We start from the raw sequence: 16,110 nt of genomic DNA, 5'->3' as shown, positions 1-16,110 counted from the left end.
TAACAGATGCAACGTATACTGGTTATCGCTAACGGCGCGCCTTATGGCAGCGAGCTACTATTTAACGCTTTACGCCTGTCTATCGCGATTCGCGAACAGTCACCGGCTGGTGAATTGAAACTATTTCTGATGTCAGACGCGGTTAGCGCCGGGATTCGTGGGCACAAACCTCATGAAGGCTATAATCTTCAGCAAATGCTGGAAATCCTGACCGCTCAAAATGTTGAAGTGAAATTATGTAAAACCTGTAGCGATAGTCGTGGTATCAGCCAATTACCGCTGATTGACGGGGTAGAGATTGGTACATTAGTTGAGTTGGCCCAGTGGACGCTGAATGCCGATAAAGTGCTGACATTCTGATGAGTAATACGATGCATCGGAACAGGTCTCATTCATGACGCATACCCGTTCTATTTTCCGTTCATCATTAACGGCATTCATCCTATTGCTACTGATGTTAGCCGGAATTTTGCCGCTGTTAAGCCAAATACTGGCTTATTTCTGTCTGTTGCTGATGGATTCCAGTGCTTCGTTCAATCGTGATTTGATACTGAGTGAAGGATTGACCATTAGTCGGGCAGGGCTGTTTCAGATGACGCGCTGGTTTTGTCTGGCGTTTTTTTGCCTGGGGTTATTGGCAATAGGGCATGTCTATGGCCGTTATGTGCAATTACCACGGCAGCGGCTATGGCGTTATGTTCCTTTTTTGATGTTTATTCTTTACGCTCAGGTGGTTTGTACATTGGTGTTATCGGCAGGCGGAGAGCCCATTCTTGGCTATCAACCTTATGATTTTGCTTTGCGGGCCTGCTTTCCTTTCCATTGGATAGCCTCTCGTCTGAAAGAGCCTCAATGGTTGCCACTATTAACCATGTTAACTTATACCCTGTTTAGCGCGGGTGTATTCACTTCTCAGCAGCAGAATAGGTAACGTGGGCGATTTCAACCCTGTTTCTGCTCTTGTTCTGCCTTATGCAAAAAATCCTGTTCGACAATTTTCAGTGCGGCGAGTACGGTTTTGGCATCGATTTGATGGCTTTCCAGCAGATAAATCAGATCAACAGCCAGTTTGATCTCTTCAGGAGCTTGTTCCAGTGACATCGGTGAACACCTCAGGTAAAAGAGCTAACGATGCCGCTAATTGTAGCGACTTTTTCTATAGCCAGTTATTCCTGATAACGATAACCGGCACCATGTATGGTTTTAATCAGCATCGGAGTTACCGGGTCGAGTTCAAGAAGCTTACGCAGTTTAGATATATGCTGATCCAGCGTGCGGCTGTTAGGAACATAGTCATATCCCCACGCACAGTCAAACAGCATATCGCGAGAGACAACTTGATTTCTGTGCTGCCACAGGCACATCAGAATTTTAATTTCGCGCAACGATAACTCAATGACCTGTTGCCCGCGTTTGGCACAGAGCTCTGCCGGAGATACCAGCAGATCGCCGAATTGAAAAATTTGATCCGGTGAGTTTTGTTTAGCCTTCAGACAGCGACGGGCAATGGTTTTAATTCGGGCGCGTACTTCATGAATACCAAAGGGCTTATTGATATAGTCATCAGCACCCAATTCAAGGCCCAATACTTTATCGATCTCCTCTCCCTTAGCGGAAAGAAAAACGACCGGCGTATGCTCATCGTTCTTTCTGATTTCTTTGCACACCGAGTAGCCATCCAGTTCTGGCATCATAATATCCAGAATAATGAAGTCGGGTTGCTCTTGTTGATATTTCGCTAATGCGACTTTACCGTTTTCAGCGGTAATAATGCTGTAGCCTTCGCGGGAGAGCATATCGTTCAGCCCATTGCGAATATGTACATCATCTTCAGCAATTAAAATTTTCATCGTTATTCATCCGTTTTATGTTTCCGTACACCTTTCAGGTGCGCGGAATGCATAAGGTAAATGCCAGCCCGCTATTGCAATTTTCTGCCGTTAGGGTACCGGATAGGCTTTGAGCCAACTGACGCGCAATCGTTAAGCCAATGCCGGTACCGGTAACGCCTTCGGTAATTTCTGATTTCACTCGATAGAACGGCTGGAAGATATGTTTCAACTCTTTATCAGACAGACCTTTGCCATAATCTCGAACGCGGATATAAATGTTTTCATCGTCCTGGCTGGCGCTGAGTTGGACTTTCTTGCCCTCAGCCGCATACTTTTCCGCATTACTAAGCAAATTGCTGATGACTTGAGTTATCCGGTCGATATCGCTGTGGGTACTGAGATGCTCCTCAACGGACATAGACAAATGGATTCCTTTCACCTCAAATACCGGTGTGAAAATAGTCTGAATCTGCGACAGTAACTGGCTGATATCCAGCGGTTGTAAGTTAATTTGGGGTAGTTTGGTAAACGTCAGCACATTTTGAATCAGGCGCGAAAGGCGACGGCTTTCACTGATAATCACCTCCAGATAGTGGATATTCTGGCTGTCTTCTTCCTGTTCCATCTCTTTAAGCATTTCTGCATACAGCGTGATATTGGTGAGCGGCGTTTTCAGTTCGTGGGAAACTTGACTAACAAAACTGACCTGTTGGCTGGCCAGACGAGTAGCCCGGTTAAATTCACGATACAGTGATAATGCAATAACCCCCACCGCCAGAATCACAATGGCTAACAGACCAAGGGTGAAATAATAGAGCGAGTAATTACTGCTACTACTGGCGTAATAGTCAATCTTCCATGCGTGAAGCGGGAAGGGCAGCGCCTGATTGTAGGTCGGTTGCTTGGCTTTATCATAAGCACCGGTTAGAGATTGATACAACACCTGCCCGTTATCTGAGATCACGAGGCTATCCGGCTCATAATTGAAATCGATGCTGGAAACGATATCTGACAGTAACTTCACATAGGACAACTTAAATCCAATCGTTCGGTCATTGATGTTATGCCAGTAAATCAGTACCGGTTGCTGCTGCTCTTGCATCACATACCAGCCAGAATCGGGGCGTTTATCATCCGACTGATGTTGTTTCGCGATAAGAATGGTCGGATCCTGAATGATGGGCGCGATCAGTTGGATAAACAGTGACTCTTTTTGATTCAGCGGCTTATAGGCATTTGGAAACACCAGTTTGTTATGTTCCAGTACAAACAGGGCTTCGATATCGCTATCTTGGGCAATTAGCGTATTGAGAGACAAAGGGTCCAGTTTCAGGTAAGTCAGAATGGTGTTCAGACGGATCTGTTTCTGTCTCAACTGCTGCAAAATGAAATCCTGAGTTTGAGCTACCCGGGTTTTTGCCAATTGCTGGGTTTGGTACTCATTTAAGGTACTTTCCTGCGATAGAGTACGGTATCCAAAATAGCCAATCAGTCCGACAATCAGGACGGTGACGACCATAAACAGATAAAGAAACTTTTTAGATTTCATTCCGTACCCAATCATGTTGTTAATGAACCGGAGATTAGATCATCTAATCTCCGGTGAAAAGCGTACTACTTAGTTTTTAGATTGTTGTTTTTGTGTCTGATAGGTGCTCTCTTTCATATTTTTACGGGAAACCGCTTCAGATTTAGTATCAAGATCGTCGGATAATTTTTTATTTTCAATGGCGCTAACGCTGGCTTTACCTTTGGCAGTTGGGCTGCTGACCGAACCGGATAAGGCATCTAAAGTGATGGCGTTTTGTTGAATAATCTTGTTAGCTTCTTCTTTTTTGCCTTCATCCAGTAACTTAATGGCTTTTTCATTATCAAGGTTGGCTTTTTGAATCGCTGAGTCAACCACGATCTCTTCCTGTATCGCCTGTTTTACCGCCTGTTCTGACTTGCTGTAAGCAATATCAATGCGGTTTTCTTGATTATCTTTTTTGTTGGTTTGTAAGTTGTCGTAACTGATGGTCACATCGGCTAATGGTTTTTTCTCATTCTCTTTGCCTTTAGGCGGGATAACCTCCAACAGCACATATTTTTCCTGATTGGAGTACAGTTGATTCATTTTTACCGTAACATCATTACCTTTAATATCGCCGTCACGCCCCAGTAGACGGACCGGTTTAGCGCCGTCTTGCAGGTGGATGGTGATGGTGACTTCTTGAGCTACTACTGACATCACATCTTTAAATTCACGTACAAACGCAGCCTCCAGATCGGCTGATTTCTCAACAAAGGCATGGTTACCATCGCTGTAGCTAGCTAGAGCGGTCATCAAGTCTTCATTATAGCTGGCACCTAAACCAATAGTCGTTACGGCAATACCTTGTTTAGCGGCGACAATACCTAAGTCAGCCAGCTCTTTGGTGCTGCTTGGCCCTACGTTAGCCTGACCGTCGGACAGCAGAATAATGCGGTTTACCTGCTCTTTCTTATGGAATTTATTAACTTCTTTGATGCCTTTGCTCACGCCAGCAAATAGCGCTGTCCATCCCTGAGGGGTGATTTTTTCATTAATGGTATTAATCAGCTTTTGTTTGTTATTGGCTTTGGTCGCAGGGATAACTACATGGGCGTCGTCGTCGTAAGCGATAATAGAGATGATGTCATCATCTTTTAGCATATTGATTGCCAGTATCGCCGCTTCACGCGCTTTTTCAATACGATCGCCAGCCATAGAGGTCGATCGGTCAATAACCAATGCCAGATTGATTGGCGTGCGTTTATTGGTGTCTTGTTTGCCACCCGTCAGAGAAACTTTCAGGTAGTTATGTTCTTGTGAACCTTCCAGAATAATCGGGGATGAAAGTTCACTCTTGGCTATTACATAAGGTGTCGGGTAAGGTGACGAAACAAGGTCGGTCAATGTCGCGAAAGTCGAACCGGATAAAAGGGCTAGGGCAGAAAACAGATATTTTATATTCATCACATAACTCCTGTCATTGGGGGTGTTCCGACATTATTGGTGAATTAATTTTTGAGTTGTGTGTTTACTGCATAATCATGTAACAAATTGTAACTGGTATTCGTGATTTGAATTACAAACCTGACTCCCGGCGCTCAATCTGCTTTTCAATCCGTTTAAGGGCTTGCCGACAGCGCATCAAACGACCTTCCAGCACGGCCAGCTCTTTTTGAATCTGCTGCTGAGCTATCAGGGTCGTTTGCTGAACAAGCTGACTTTCTTTATCCCTCAGCATTTCTTGCAGGCGTCGCTCATAGTCTTGATGCTGGGCCAATGTTTGGTAAATATCACTGTTGGTTTTTACTGCGCTCGTATTCATTTTACGTAAATTAAGGGTAGCCAGCTCACGTTGTAACGCCGTGATTTGCGCCACGATACGTTCCGCCAGAAAAGCAACCTGTTCTAGGCGGTTTTTATCCACTTCTTGCTTTAGCTGTTGCAGATTTTTTTCTACTTCAATCAGATAGTGGCTCAGGCGCGAGTCGCGCTGGCTAAACAGTTGATGATCGAAACGGGGAGGCATCGCACCGGAGGCCGGGGCATCGGCAATGGCTTGCGCCAGTTGCTGTACCTGATGCTGTAAAGCCTGTAATAAAGCGCCGGTGTTCATAGGCATCTCTGATTGGTGTAAGGTGGCAATATTGGCCAGACGATAGCGTTTGCCGGAAATTGTGAAGACATCTTATATCAGCGGGCGTTTGAATAAAAATGGGATATGAAATTTGGCTGAAATAGCACCGATTGTACGAGAATGGCTATCATTACATTGGGGGTAGGGTTATTTTTGATTAAACTGACCTTAGCGTTTTTATAACGGGTGAAATTATGTATCGTTGGTTTCTTCTCTGCCTTGGTTGGATAGCAATGGGATTAGCCTGTCTTGGGGCGATATTACCGATATTGCCAACGACCCCTTTTTTGCTGTTGGCTGCTTGGTGTTTTGCTCGTTCGTCACCACGTTTTCATGATTGGTTATTGTATCGTTCATGGTTTGGTCCCTATCTACGCCACTGGCAGACATATCGCGGACTACCTCCAGGGGCGAAGAGTAAAGCGATTCTGTTGATCGTCATGACTTTTGTCGTGTCACTGTGGCTGGTGTCGTCACTGTGGGTCAGAGTGTTATTGCTGGTGACTTTGTTGGTGTTGCTGATATTTATGCTGAGGCTACCGGTTATTGATCCACTACAGCAAAAAAGTGATTAATTTTCTGATTGTGACAACAACCAGTTGCATTTCCTGCGGGCTTTGCATAGATTTGAGCGTTTTTCGCCGCTGTCCCTGAGTTTATTGATGGAAAAATAGACCCCGACACCGGCGTTATGGAATAGAACCGTTAGTTAACCGGGTACAATTTATGACGACGACAGAACAGCAGCTAACGCTGATCAAAGATAGCATTATGACTATCCCTGACTATCCAAAAGCAGGAATCCTTTTCCGTGACGTTACGACGTTATTGGAAAACCCGGCTGCTTTTGCCGCAACCATCCAGTTGATGGTTGCACACTACAAAAATAAAGGTATTACCAAAATTGTAGGTACCGAAGCGCGTGGGTTTCTGTTTGGTGCTCCGGTAGCGTTGGCGCTAGGCGTTGGCTTCGTTCCTGTACGCAAAAAGGGCAAATTGCCTCGTGAAACGCTGCAAGAAACCTATGAATTAGAGTACGGCACTGACGTACTGGAGATTCACACCAGCAGCATTCAGCCAAATGATAAAGTGCTGATGATTGACGATTTACTAGCAACCGGTGGCACGATTAGCGCGACGGTAAAACTGATTCGCCGTTTAGGTGGAGAGGTGAGCGATGCCGCTTTTGTCATTGAATTGCCAGAGCTGGATGGTCGCGCTCGTTTAGCCGCTCAGAACGTTGAAAGTTATAGCCTTGTCTCGTTTGACGGTCATTAATCCAGAACAGACGTCGTCGCGAATCATCGGCTGTGATAAGATGTTTCACCTATTTTAATCGACTTTTCTGGTACCAATGAGCTATCAAGTTCTGGCCCGTAAGTGGCGCCCACAAAGCTTTGCAGATGTTGTCGGTCAGGAACATGTTCTGACCGCCATCGCTAATGGTTTGTCTTTAGGACGAATCCATCATGCTTATCTTTTTTCTGGCACCCGTGGCGTAGGTAAAACTTCGATAGCTCGTCTGTTGGCCAAAGGTCTGAATTGCGAAAGCGGCATTACCGCGACACCCTGTGGCAAATGTGGTAACTGTCGTGAAATCGAAGAAGGGCGCTTTGTCGATCTGTTAGAGATTGATGCCGCGTCTCGAACTAAAGTCGAAGATACCCGCGAATTGCTGGACAATGTTCAGTACGCACCGGCACGTGGCCGCTTCAAAGTTTATCTTATTGATGAAGTCCATATGCTCTCCCGCCACAGTTTTAACGCATTGCTAAAAACGCTGGAAGAGCCGCCGGAGCACGTAAAATTCCTGTTGGCGACCACCGATCCACAAAAACTACCGGTTACCATTCTCTCCCGTTGCTTGCAGTTTCATCTGAAAGCGCTGGACATGGAGCAGATAAAGGGCCAGTTGGATAAAATTCTTCAGGCTGAACACATTCAGTCCGAACCTCGAGCACTGCAACTGCTGGCCCGTGCGGCGGAAGGCAGTATGCGTGATGCCCTTAGTCTGACAGATCAGGCAATAGCTACGGGCGATGGCGTCGTAGCTACGGAATCCGTCAGCATGATGCTGGGTACACTGGACGATGAGCATTCGCTGGCGCTAGTGGAAGCATTAAATCAGGCGGATGGCGAAAAGCTGATGTCATTGGTCAGTCAGATAGCGGCAAAAGGCGTCGACTGGGAAACCTTGCTGGTGGATATGCTGGCTTTATTACATCAGGTCGCCATGGTGCAGTTATTGCCATCTGCGTTAGACCCATTGCAGCAAAATGAGCAGCGGATGCGTGAGCTAGCTCGACAAATGTCTCCGCAAGATCTGCAACTCTACTATCAGACCCTATTAGTAGGTCGTAAAGAATTAGCCTATGCGCCCGATCGGCGGATGGGTGTTGAAATGACGCTGTTGAGGGCATTGGCGTTTCATCCTAAAGCGGTGATAAAAACGCCGGAAGCCGTAGCGCAAAATACCCGTGCGTCAACGTTTACCCCACCGGCTGCGCCAAGCCACGAACAGCGCCATGAAGCACAGAGTGTACCTGTTTATACCTCCCGAGATATGCCTTCTTCTGCTACATCAGAGCCTCCGGTGCCAGTAACGGCGGCGCCAATAGCGCAAGTTTCGCAAGAGGATCGTGTCGCATCAGGTTTGTCGGAAACCACCGCACAAATGTTGCAGGCCCGTAATCAACTGCGGCGAAATCAGGGAAACCCCGACTCAAAAAAGGGGGAACCGGCGGCACCATCAAAAGTGAAGCCGGGTTCGGTGCTGGAACGTCTTGCTTCGGCAACGGAAAAGGGCGCCGTTGCCCGAAGTAAAGTGTCGCCACCGGCCCCGGCTAAAAAAGAGAGTTATCGCTGGAAAGCGCAGAATGATTTTGAAGTGGCGAGTGAACCCGTAGCCACGCCAAAAGCCTTGCGCTCGGCGCTAGAGCACGAAAAAACGCCGGAGCTTTCGGCTAAGTTGGCGCAGGAGTCATTAACCCGAGATTTATGGGCGGCAGAAATCAACCAAATGCCGTTGCCAAAACTGGTTCAACAACTGGCACTGAACGCCTTTAAACAACAGGTGTCTGAGAGTGAGATCTGTCTGCACTTGCGGCCTTCTCAGCGTCATTTAAATTCGGAGTCTGCTCAACAGGTGCTGGCTTCGGCTATCAGCCAATTGGCTGGACAGACGATTACGTTGACCATCGTTGAAGATGAAGACATGACGGTCAAAACGCCGTTGGAATGGCGTCAGGCTATTTATGAAGAAAAGTTAACCCAAGCTCGGGAATCAATAGCGGCAGACCAGCATATACAGACGCTGTGTCGTTATTTTGATGCTGAATTGGATGAAGAGAGTATTCGACCCGTATAACCGATCGTTGTGAACATCATTCACGGCGATGATTGATTTTTTACCCCCAGCAAAGAGAGAGATAACCATGTTTGGTAAAGGCGGTCTTGGCAATTTAATGAAGCAAGCTCAGCAGATGCAGGACAAAATGCAGCAGATGCAGGAAGAGATTGCAAAAATGGAAGTCACCGGTGAGTCAGGTGCAGGTATGGTTAAAGTCACAATAAATGGTGCTCATAACTGCCGTCGCGTGGAGATCGATCCCAGCCTGATGGAAGATGACAAAGAGATGTTAGAAGATCTGATTGCCGCAGCGTTTAATGACGCAGCGCGTCGTGTTGAAGAAACGCAAAAAGAGAAAATGGCTCAGGTTTCTGGCGGTATGCAATTACCCCCTGGCTTTAAGATGCCGTTCTGATGCAAACCAGCCCACTGTTAGAATCTTTGATGGAATCCCTGCGCTGTTTACCCGGCGTAGGGCCGAAGTCTGCACAGCGTATGGCTTTTCAACTGTTGCAGCGCGATCGCAGCGGCGGTATGCGTTTGGCACAGTCGCTAACCCGTGCCATGTCTGAAATTGGTCATTGTCGGGATTGCCGAACCTTTACGGAAGAAGAAGTTTGTACCATTTGCAGTAATCAGCGCCGTCAAAACAGCGGCCAAATCTGCGTAGTGGAAAGTCCGGCAGATATCCATGCCATCGAGCAAACCGGTCAGTTTGCCGGTCGATATTTTGTATTGATGGGACACCTTTCTCCGCTGGATGGTATTGGTCCGAATGATATTGGATTGGATCGTCTTGAAGAGCGTCTCGCGTCAGAGAAAGTCAATGAAGTGATTCTGGCGACTAACCCAACGGTAGAAGGGGACGCGACCGCTAACTTTATCGCTGAGATGTGCGGTATGTATGGGGTGATGGCGAGCCGTATTGCGCATGGGGTCCCGGTGGGTGGTGAGTTAGAGATGGTAGATGGAACCACGTTATCGCACTCGTTGGCGGGGCGGCAGCAGATTAAGTTTTAGTTTAGTTATTGCACAGTAAAGAAAATCTAGTGCTGAGAGAGTTTCGTCCACTAATAGTGCAGTGTTCGAATTGACCGCCGTGCCAGTGGCCGAGCAAGAGGTGCTATGGCGAGCGCCTCTTGCACCTCCGCGCCTCCGCACACGAATTCAGGTCGCTTAGGCGACTGCCTTCCTCCATCACTCGGGCTTACGCACCGGCGCAGAGCCGCTCCCGGCGTCGCTGCACCTCGACCAGCTTCCCTGCTGGTCGTGCTACCCTCCTTCAGTCGTCAGCTGAATTCCTGTGCTCCTAAAGGTCAAAAGATGAAGGGCATAAGGTCAAGGGATATATTGTTGCTTTTATTTAGCGGCAGTCATCATATTTTTTATCTATTCCAATATTATTCCCTTGAAAATACTCACCTTAATCCCCATCTGTTTACCATTCCCATAGAATCCAGGGCATGAAGAAATTTGCCTGAGTAAAATCAAGTAATTGAGGTAAGTCATGAGCATGAAAAGTCAGGAAACCAGAGGATTTCAGTCAGAAGTTAAGCAGTTACTGCATTTGATGATTCACTCTCTCTACTCCAATAAAGAGATCTTTTTGCGTGAGTTGATATCTAATGCCTCCGATGCGGCAGATAAATTGCGTTTTCGTGCGCTGTCCAATTCGGATTTGTATGAAGGTAACGGCGAGCTTGGCGTGCGGGTGTCTGTTGATAAAGAGAAACGTACTCTGACTCTGAGCGATAACGGCATCGGTATGACCCGGGATGAAGTGATAGATAATCTGGGTACCATCGCGAAATCAGGAACTAAAGCGTTTCTGGAGTCGATGGGCAGCGATCAGGCGAAAGATAGCCAATTAATTGGTCAGTTTGGGGTAGGTTTCTATTCCGCTTTTATCGTTGCGGATAAAGTGACAGTACGTACCCGTGCGGCAGGTGCAACAGAAGATCAGGGCGTTTTCTGGGAATCGGCAGGTGAAGGCGAATATACCATTGCCGATATCAGCAAAGCGGCTCGCGGCACTGAAATTACACTGCACCTACGTGAAGGTGAAGATGAGTTTCTGGATGACTGGCGTGTGCGTTCTGTAATCAGTAAATACTCTGACCACATTGCATTACCGGTAGAGATTCAGGTGACCGAAGAAAAAGAAGGTGAAGAGGCGGTCGTTAGCTGGGAAAAAATTAACAAAGCTCAGGCGCTGTGGACCCGTAATAAAGCAGAAGTGACGGATGAAGAGTACAACGAGTTCTACAAGCATGTTTCCCATGACTTTAGCGACCCGCTAGCTTGGAGCCACAACCGCGTAGAAGGTAAGCAAGAGTATACCAGCCTGCTGTATATCCCTTCTCAGGCGCCGTGGGACTTATGGAATCGCGACCATAAACACGGTCTGAAACTGTACGTACAACGCGTATTTATCATGGATGACGCCGAACAGTTTATGCCGAACTACTTGCGTTTTGTCCGCGGGCTGATTGACTCTAATGACTTACCATTGAACGTTTCCCGCGAAATTCTGCAAGACAATCGCATTACTCAAAGCCTGCGTAATGCCTGTGCTAAACGGGTTCTGCAAATGCTGGAGAAACTGGCGAAGAACGAAGCGGACAAATATCAGCAGTTCTGGCAGCAGTTTGGCCTAGTATTGAAAGAAGGCCCGGCGGAAGATGGTGCTAACAAAGAGACTATCGCCAGCCTATTGCGCTTTGCCTCTACGCATAGCGATAGCGATGTACAGACCGTCTCTCTGGCTGATTACATCGACCGTATGCAAGAAGGTCAGGAAAAAATTTACTACATCACCGCCGACAGTTACGCGGCCGCGAAAAACAGCCCGCATCTGGAGCTATTCCGTAAGAAAGGCATTGAGGTCCTGCTGTTATCCGATCGCATAGACGAATGGATGATGAGCTATCTGACCGAATTTGACGGTAAATCTTTCCAGTCGGTCAGCAAAGCCGATGAAGCACTGGATAAATTGGCGGATTCAGAAACTGAAGAGCAAAAAGAGGCTGAGAAAGCGCTAGAACCTTTTGTTGACCGTACTAAAACGCTGTTGGGCGATCGAGTAAAAGATGTCCGTCTGACCCATCGTTTAACCGATACGCCAGCAGTCGTCACGACGGATGCTGATGAAATGTCAACCCAAATGGCCAAGCTATTTGCCGCCGCAGGTCAGAAAGCGCCAGAAGTTAAATATATCTTTGAGCTGAACCCCGACCATGCATTGGTTAAGCGCGCATCAGAAGTTACCGATGACGCAACGTTTGGTGAGTGGATTGAGTTACTGTTAGAGCAGGCATTACTGGCAGAAAAGGGCAGCTTAGACGATCCAAACAGCTTCATCCGCCGCATGAACCAACTACTGTTGAAGTAATGATAGTGGAAAGTTAGCGGTACTAAACAGGCTGATAGTCCATATCAGCCTGTTATAGCTATTCATTTGAAAACCATACTGGGTATAAAATCAGCAAAAAATACAAAAATAACATATCTATTTCAATGTGTTAAAGTTCTATTTGGTTTGTTGTACCCCTTATCTCCCCGCAATCTGCCTCTTGAGCATCCTGACGTAGGGTGATAAGGTTCGCTGGTTTTCCATAATTCATATATAAAAGCTAAAATTCTAGGGGATTTACGCAATGCGTATCATTCTACTTGGCGCTCCCGGCGCCGGTAAAGGCACTCAAGCTCAATTCATCATGGAGAAGTACGGTATTCCGCAAATCTCCACCGGCGACATGTTGCGCGCAGCAGTAAAAGCGGGTTCTGAATTGGGTAAGCAAGCAAAAGAACTGATGGATGCTGGTAAGTTAGTGACCGATGAACTGGTTATCGCTTTGGTGAAAGAGCGTATTGCTCAGCCAGATTGTAAAAATGGCTTCCTGCTTGATGGGTTTCCTCGCACCATTCCACAGGCAGATGCGATGAAAGAGGCGGGGATTCAAGTGGATTACGTTCTTGAATTTGATGTACCGGATGAAATCATTGTAGAACGCATTGTTGGTCGTCGGGTACACGCTGCTTCTGGCCGTGTTTATCACGTTAAATTTAACCCGTCGAAGGTTGAAGGTAAAGATGACGCCACCGGTGAAGAGCTGACTATTCGTAAAGACGATCAGGAAGATACCGTGCGTAAACGTTTGGTTGAATATCATGCGTTAACCAAGCCTCTGATTAATTACTATAATGCAGAAGCAAAAAGCGGGAATACTCGCTATTTCAAAATTGATGGGACTCGCAAGGTCACCGAAGTTAGCCATGAGCTGGCTAAAATTTTGGGATAATTCCCGAACGGTTTGAAGAACAAAGGCGACTTAGGTCGCCTTTGTTGTATCGTAAACTGCGGACTATCGCAATGGATGCCATAATCAATCAAGATAGGGCAGCAAGCCGCTGATTGAGCCAGTATAATGTTAACTATTCGCCGCTAACCATTGGCCCCCAAATTATGTCATCAGAACTCATAACAGATAGCGTAGATTCTCCACAAAGCCAGCCTAAAACTGGCATATTATTGGTTAATTTGGGTACACCGGATGCGCCAACTACCGCGGCGGTAAAGCGCTATCTGACGCAGTTCTTACAAGACCGTCGGGTAGTGGATCTCAATCCACTGGTATGGTCTTTTATACTGAAAGGAATAATCTTACCGCGTCGGGCACCCAGAGTGGCAAAACTCTATCACGAAGTATGGATGGAAGAGGGCTCTCCGCTATTGGTTTACAGTCGACGTCAACAGCAGGCGCTAGCTGCTCGTATGCCACAAACACCGGTAGAGCTGGCAATGACCTACGGCTCACCTTCGGTTAAACAGGCGCTTGACCGCTTACAAAGCCAGAATATTAAGCGCTTGATTGTGCTACCGCTCTATCCGCAATACTCCTGCTCAACCACAGCCGCTGTCTGGGATGCGCTTTCAGCCGAGCTGTCGAATCGGCGTGACCTGCCGGAAATCTCGTTTATTCGTGATTATGCGGAGCATCCGGCATATATCGCTGCATTAGCGCGTTCCGTTCAGGCATCGTTTGAGCGCAATGGCAAACCAGATTTACTGCTGTTCTCTTATCATGGCATTCCACAACGCTATGCGAATGAAGGGGATGATTACCCCCAACGTTGTGAAGCGACCACGCGTGGCGTCGTGGCAGCTCTGGGGCTGAACCCTTCACAGTACAAAATGACTTACCAGTCGCGCTTTGGGCGTGAGGTTTGGCTACAGCCCTATACGGATGAAACCATGCGTTTATTGCCTTCACAGGGGGTAAAGTCCATACAGGTTATTTGTCCCGGCTTCTCGTCAGACTGTCTGGAAACCATTGAAGAGATTGAACAACAGAACAGGGCGTTCTTCTTGGAAAATGGGGGAGAGCGCTATCAGTATATTCCTGCATTGAATGACAGTGCTGACCATATCGATCTGTTTCAGGCTTTAGTCACCGAACGCGGATTATAGTTAATTCTGCATAAAATAAAGGCCAATGCTTGCCAAACGGCAGGTCACTGGCCTGATAGTTATTGCAAAAGATTACATCGGACAACCTTCCATCACGGTATCTTTTTTGTTTTCTCTGTTCTGATACAGCTCATTGATCATGCTTTGTGCAATTTCACGCTCGCCCATAATGACATGATTTGCGCCTCGCTCTGAAATGTAGTCCACTTCGTCATCATAATGGGCGCGGGCAATAATCATTAGGTCAGGGCGCTGAGAGCGGGCATAAGCGACAATTTCACCGGCTTCATAACCGTTAGGGGTGGTAACTAACAGACAGTTGGCGCAGTCCAGCCGAGCCAGTGTCATAATCTCATGATTACCCGCATTTCCCAGTACCGTACTGATATCCCGCTCCCGCAGGATTTCTACCCGCGCAAGTGAATTCTCAACCACCACCAATGGAATATTTTGATCGTGTAAACGTTCACAAAGAATATTGCCAACCCGACCATAGCCAACCAGAATCACATGGTTGCACATATCCACAGGAACCTGTGCCACTTCCTCTTCCACCACCTCCTCGATAATTTGATCTTCAATGGTTTCAGTTTTAGCCAGATATTGCCCAATCAGGTTAAAGACCAGAGGGTTAAGCAGAATAGAAAGGATTGCACCGGCCAGAATTAAACTTTGCCCCTCTTTATTCAGTACGCCTAAGGCAATGCCCATGCTTGCCAGAATAAAGGCAAACTCCCCAATTTGCGCCAAGCTGGCGGAGATGGTCAACGCGGTACGTTTTGAATGCCCAAACATGCGTACAATCAGGAAAGCGGCAATAGATTTGCCCAGTACAATAATCACCAATGTACCCAATACGGCTAATGGTTGGTGAATGAGCGTCATTGGCTCAAACAGCATACCGACGGAAACAAAGAACAGTACGGCAAACGCATCACGCAGCGGCAGGGTATTTTGTGCAGCCCGGTGGCTCAGTTCAGATTCGTTAAGCACCATACCGGCAAAAAAAGCGCCAAGCGCAAATGAGGCCCCAAATAGCTGTACAGAACCGTAGGCGATTCCCATCGCGATAGCCAGAACCGAAAGGGTAAACAGCTCATTGGAACCGGTAGCGGCACTTTTTGCCAGTAACCACGGCACCACCCGACGACCCACTACGATCATCAGTACAATAAAGGCAATCACTTTGCCTAGGGTTATGCCCAGCGAAATGGCCAGATTGGTAAAGTCACTGTGTTCTTGCTGCATAATGCCGGTGATGGCAGGCAATAAAACCAGCACTAGCACCATGGCTAAATCTTCGACAATCAGCCAGCCAATGGCTATTTTCCCCCGCTGGCTCTCAATTAGCTGCCTCTCTTCAAGCGCTCGCAGCAACACCACGGTACTGGCGGTGGACAAACATAGCCCAAATACGATGCCGGTCATCACATCCCAGCCTAACCCATAAGCCAGCCCCATACCGAGTAGGGTTGCAACGGCTATTTGTGCAATAGCACCGGGAATAGCGATCTTTTTGACTGAAAGAAGGTCTTTGAGCGAGAAGTGCAAACCTACACCAAACATCAACAAGATAACGCCAACTTCGGCTAGCTGATGTGCAAGGGCTTCATCAGCAACAAATCCTGGAGTGTGTTTACCTGCGACAATCCCTGCGATCAGATACCCTACCAAAGGGGAAATTCGCAGACGATGGGCAATGAGGCCGAAAATAAAGGCCAGTACTAGGCCTCCGGCGATAGTGGTAATCAGTGGTGTAGAGTGATCCATCAACGCTCCTTTTTGTTACGGGGGAAAAGGGGACGTTTTAAT

The 16,110-nt window shown here is 47.3% G+C and carries 16 protein-coding genes; 10 read left to right on the top strand and 6 right to left on the bottom strand.

What is annotated here, in order from left to right; translation table 11 throughout:
- Positions 1–6 precede the first annotated feature (6 nt).
- Positions 7–360 carry a DsrE/DsrF/TusD sulfur relay family protein gene (locus HYN51_RS10085; protein ID WP_108899909.1) on the top strand — a complete coding sequence of 118 codons (354 nt, stop codon included), beginning with the start codon at positions 7–9 and terminating at the stop codon, positions 358–360.
- A gap of 34 nt (positions 361–394) precedes the next feature.
- A complete protein-coding gene (locus HYN51_RS10080) occupies positions 395–931 on the top strand; it encodes a hypothetical protein (protein WP_108899908.1) in 537 nt (178 codons plus the stop codon).
- An 11-nt stretch (positions 932–942) separates the two neighbouring features.
- On the opposite strand, the gene rsmS is transcribed toward HYN51_RS10080, so the two are convergent.
- From rsmS to priC, 5 genes are all read right to left on the bottom strand, one after another.
- Entirely contained in the window at positions 943–1,101 is a 159-nt protein-coding gene (rsmS, locus tag HYN51_RS10075) for a pleiotropic regulatory protein RsmS (RefSeq protein ID WP_108899907.1), read from the bottom strand.
- Between the two features lie 65 nt (positions 1,102–1,166).
- A complete protein-coding gene (locus HYN51_RS10070; RefSeq protein ID WP_108899906.1) occupies positions 1,167–1,850 on the bottom strand; it encodes a response regulator transcription factor in 684 nt (227 codons plus the stop codon).
- 34 nt (positions 1,851–1,884) lie between these two features.
- On the bottom strand, positions 1,885–3,381 hold the full coding sequence (locus tag HYN51_RS10065; protein WP_108902024.1) for a sensor histidine kinase: 1,497 nt from the start codon (positions 3,379–3,381) through the stop codon (positions 1,885–1,887).
- 69 nt (positions 3,382–3,450) lie between these two features.
- Positions 3,451–4,809 (bottom strand): vWA domain-containing protein, encoded by a 1,359-nt coding sequence (locus HYN51_RS10060; RefSeq protein WP_108899905.1) that lies wholly within the window; start codon positions 4,807–4,809, stop codon positions 3,451–3,453.
- Positions 4,810–4,921: 112 nt separating this feature from the next.
- Positions 4,922–5,458: a primosomal replication protein PriC gene (gene priC, locus HYN51_RS10055; protein ID WP_108899904.1), complete on the bottom strand. Its 537-nt coding sequence runs from the start codon at positions 5,456–5,458 to the stop codon at positions 4,922–4,924.
- A gap of 215 nt (positions 5,459–5,673) precedes the next feature.
- On the opposite strand from priC, the gene HYN51_RS10050 reads away from it, so the two are divergent.
- The 8 genes from HYN51_RS10050 to hemH all read left to right on the top strand — a co-directional run bounded on the left by HYN51_RS10050 (position 5,674) and on the right by hemH (position 14,298).
- Positions 5,674–6,054, top strand: a complete 381-nt coding sequence (locus HYN51_RS10050; RefSeq protein WP_108899903.1) for a DUF454 family protein — start codon at positions 5,674–5,676, stop codon at positions 6,052–6,054.
- 151 nt (positions 6,055–6,205) lie between these two features.
- On the top strand, positions 6,206–6,757 hold the full coding sequence (gene apt, locus HYN51_RS10045) for an adenine phosphoribosyltransferase (RefSeq protein ID WP_108899902.1): 552 nt from the start codon (positions 6,206–6,208) through the stop codon (positions 6,755–6,757).
- A gap of 76 nt (positions 6,758–6,833) precedes the next feature.
- Positions 6,834–8,846 carry a DNA polymerase III subunit gamma/tau gene (gene dnaX / locus HYN51_RS10040; protein WP_108899901.1) on the top strand — a complete coding sequence of 671 codons (2,013 nt, stop codon included), beginning with the start codon at positions 6,834–6,836 and terminating at the stop codon, positions 8,844–8,846.
- 67 nt (positions 8,847–8,913) lie between these two features.
- The gene (locus HYN51_RS10035) at positions 8,914–9,243 is read left to right on the top strand and encodes a YbaB/EbfC family nucleoid-associated protein (protein ID WP_108899900.1); all 330 of its coding nucleotides are present in this window, start codon (positions 8,914–8,916) and stop codon (positions 9,241–9,243) included.
- Complete coding sequence (gene recR, locus HYN51_RS10030) at positions 9,243–9,848, top strand: recombination mediator RecR (protein WP_108899899.1); 606 nt, start codon at positions 9,243–9,245, stop codon at positions 9,846–9,848. The genes HYN51_RS10035 and recR overlap by 1 nt, the downstream gene beginning before the upstream one ends.
- 493 nt (positions 9,849–10,341) lie before the next feature.
- Positions 10,342–12,219: a molecular chaperone HtpG gene (htpG, locus tag HYN51_RS10025; RefSeq protein ID WP_108902023.1), complete on the top strand. Its 1,878-nt coding sequence runs from the start codon at positions 10,342–10,344 to the stop codon at positions 12,217–12,219.
- A 265-nt stretch (positions 12,220–12,484) separates the two neighbouring features.
- Positions 12,485–13,129: an adenylate kinase gene (gene adk, locus HYN51_RS10020; RefSeq protein WP_108899898.1), complete on the top strand. Its 645-nt coding sequence runs from the start codon at positions 12,485–12,487 to the stop codon at positions 13,127–13,129.
- 164 nt (positions 13,130–13,293) lie between these two features.
- The gene (gene hemH, locus HYN51_RS10015) at positions 13,294–14,298 is read left to right on the top strand and encodes a ferrochelatase (protein ID WP_108902022.1); all 1,005 of its coding nucleotides are present in this window, start codon (positions 13,294–13,296) and stop codon (positions 14,296–14,298) included.
- A 72-nt stretch (positions 14,299–14,370) separates the two neighbouring features.
- On the opposite strand, the gene ybaL is transcribed toward hemH, so the two are convergent.
- Entirely contained in the window at positions 14,371–16,068 is a 1,698-nt protein-coding gene (gene ybaL, locus HYN51_RS10010; protein WP_108899897.1) for a YbaL family putative K(+) efflux transporter, read from the bottom strand.
- Positions 16,069–16,110: the final 42 nt, after the last annotated feature.

Origin of the sequence: Limnobaculum parvum, assembly GCF_003096015.2 — a bacterium.
In the GTDB taxonomy this organism is placed as follows: Bacteria; Pseudomonadota; Gammaproteobacteria; order Enterobacterales; family Enterobacteriaceae; genus Limnobaculum; species Limnobaculum parvum.
This window is presented reverse-complemented; position numbering and strand designations above follow the sequence as displayed.

What these genes read in the sequence shown, in the direction of transcription:
- HYN51_RS10060 (WP_108899905.1), bottom strand. Translation starts at nt 4,809, where the DNA reads ATGAATATAAAATATCTGTTTTCTGCCCTAGCCCTTTTATCCGGTTCG.
- HYN51_RS10035 (WP_108899900.1), top strand. Translation starts at nt 8,914, where the DNA reads ATGTTTGGTAAAGGCGGTCTTGGCAATTTAATGAAGCAAGCTCAGCAG.
- HYN51_RS10070 (WP_108899906.1), bottom strand. Translation starts at nt 1,850, where the DNA reads ATGAAAATTTTAATTGCTGAAGATGATGTACATATTCGCAATGGGCTG.
- htpG (WP_108902023.1), top strand. Translation starts at nt 10,342, where the DNA reads ATGAAAAGTCAGGAAACCAGAGGATTTCAGTCAGAAGTTAAGCAGTTA.
- dnaX (WP_108899901.1), top strand. Translation starts at nt 6,834, where the DNA reads ATGAGCTATCAAGTTCTGGCCCGTAAGTGGCGCCCACAAAGCTTTGCA.
- recR (WP_108899899.1), top strand. Translation starts at nt 9,243, where the DNA reads ATGCAAACCAGCCCACTGTTAGAATCTTTGATGGAATCCCTGCGCTGT.
- HYN51_RS10050 (WP_108899903.1), top strand. Translation starts at nt 5,674, where the DNA reads ATGTATCGTTGGTTTCTTCTCTGCCTTGGTTGGATAGCAATGGGATTA.
- HYN51_RS10085 (WP_108899909.1), top strand. Translation starts at nt 7, where the DNA reads ATGCAACGTATACTGGTTATCGCTAACGGCGCGCCTTATGGCAGCGAG.
- adk (WP_108899898.1), top strand. Translation starts at nt 12,485, where the DNA reads ATGCGTATCATTCTACTTGGCGCTCCCGGCGCCGGTAAAGGCACTCAA.
- ybaL (WP_108899897.1), bottom strand. Translation starts at nt 16,068, where the DNA reads ATGGATCACTCTACACCACTGATTACCACTATCGCCGGAGGCCTAGTA.
- hemH (WP_108902022.1), top strand. Translation starts at nt 13,294, where the DNA reads ATGTCATCAGAACTCATAACAGATAGCGTAGATTCTCCACAAAGCCAG.
- rsmS (WP_108899907.1), bottom strand. Translation starts at nt 1,101, where the DNA reads ATGTCACTGGAACAAGCTCCTGAAGAGATCAAACTGGCTGTTGATCTG.
- apt (WP_108899902.1), top strand. Translation starts at nt 6,206, where the DNA reads ATGACGACGACAGAACAGCAGCTAACGCTGATCAAAGATAGCATTATG.
- priC (WP_108899904.1), bottom strand. Translation starts at nt 5,458, where the DNA reads ATGAACACCGGCGCTTTATTACAGGCTTTACAGCATCAGGTACAGCAA.
- HYN51_RS10080 (WP_108899908.1), top strand. Translation starts at nt 395, where the DNA reads ATGACGCATACCCGTTCTATTTTCCGTTCATCATTAACGGCATTCATC.
- HYN51_RS10065 (WP_108902024.1), bottom strand. Translation starts at nt 3,381, where the DNA reads ATGAAATCTAAAAAGTTTCTTTATCTGTTTATGGTCGTCACCGTCCTG.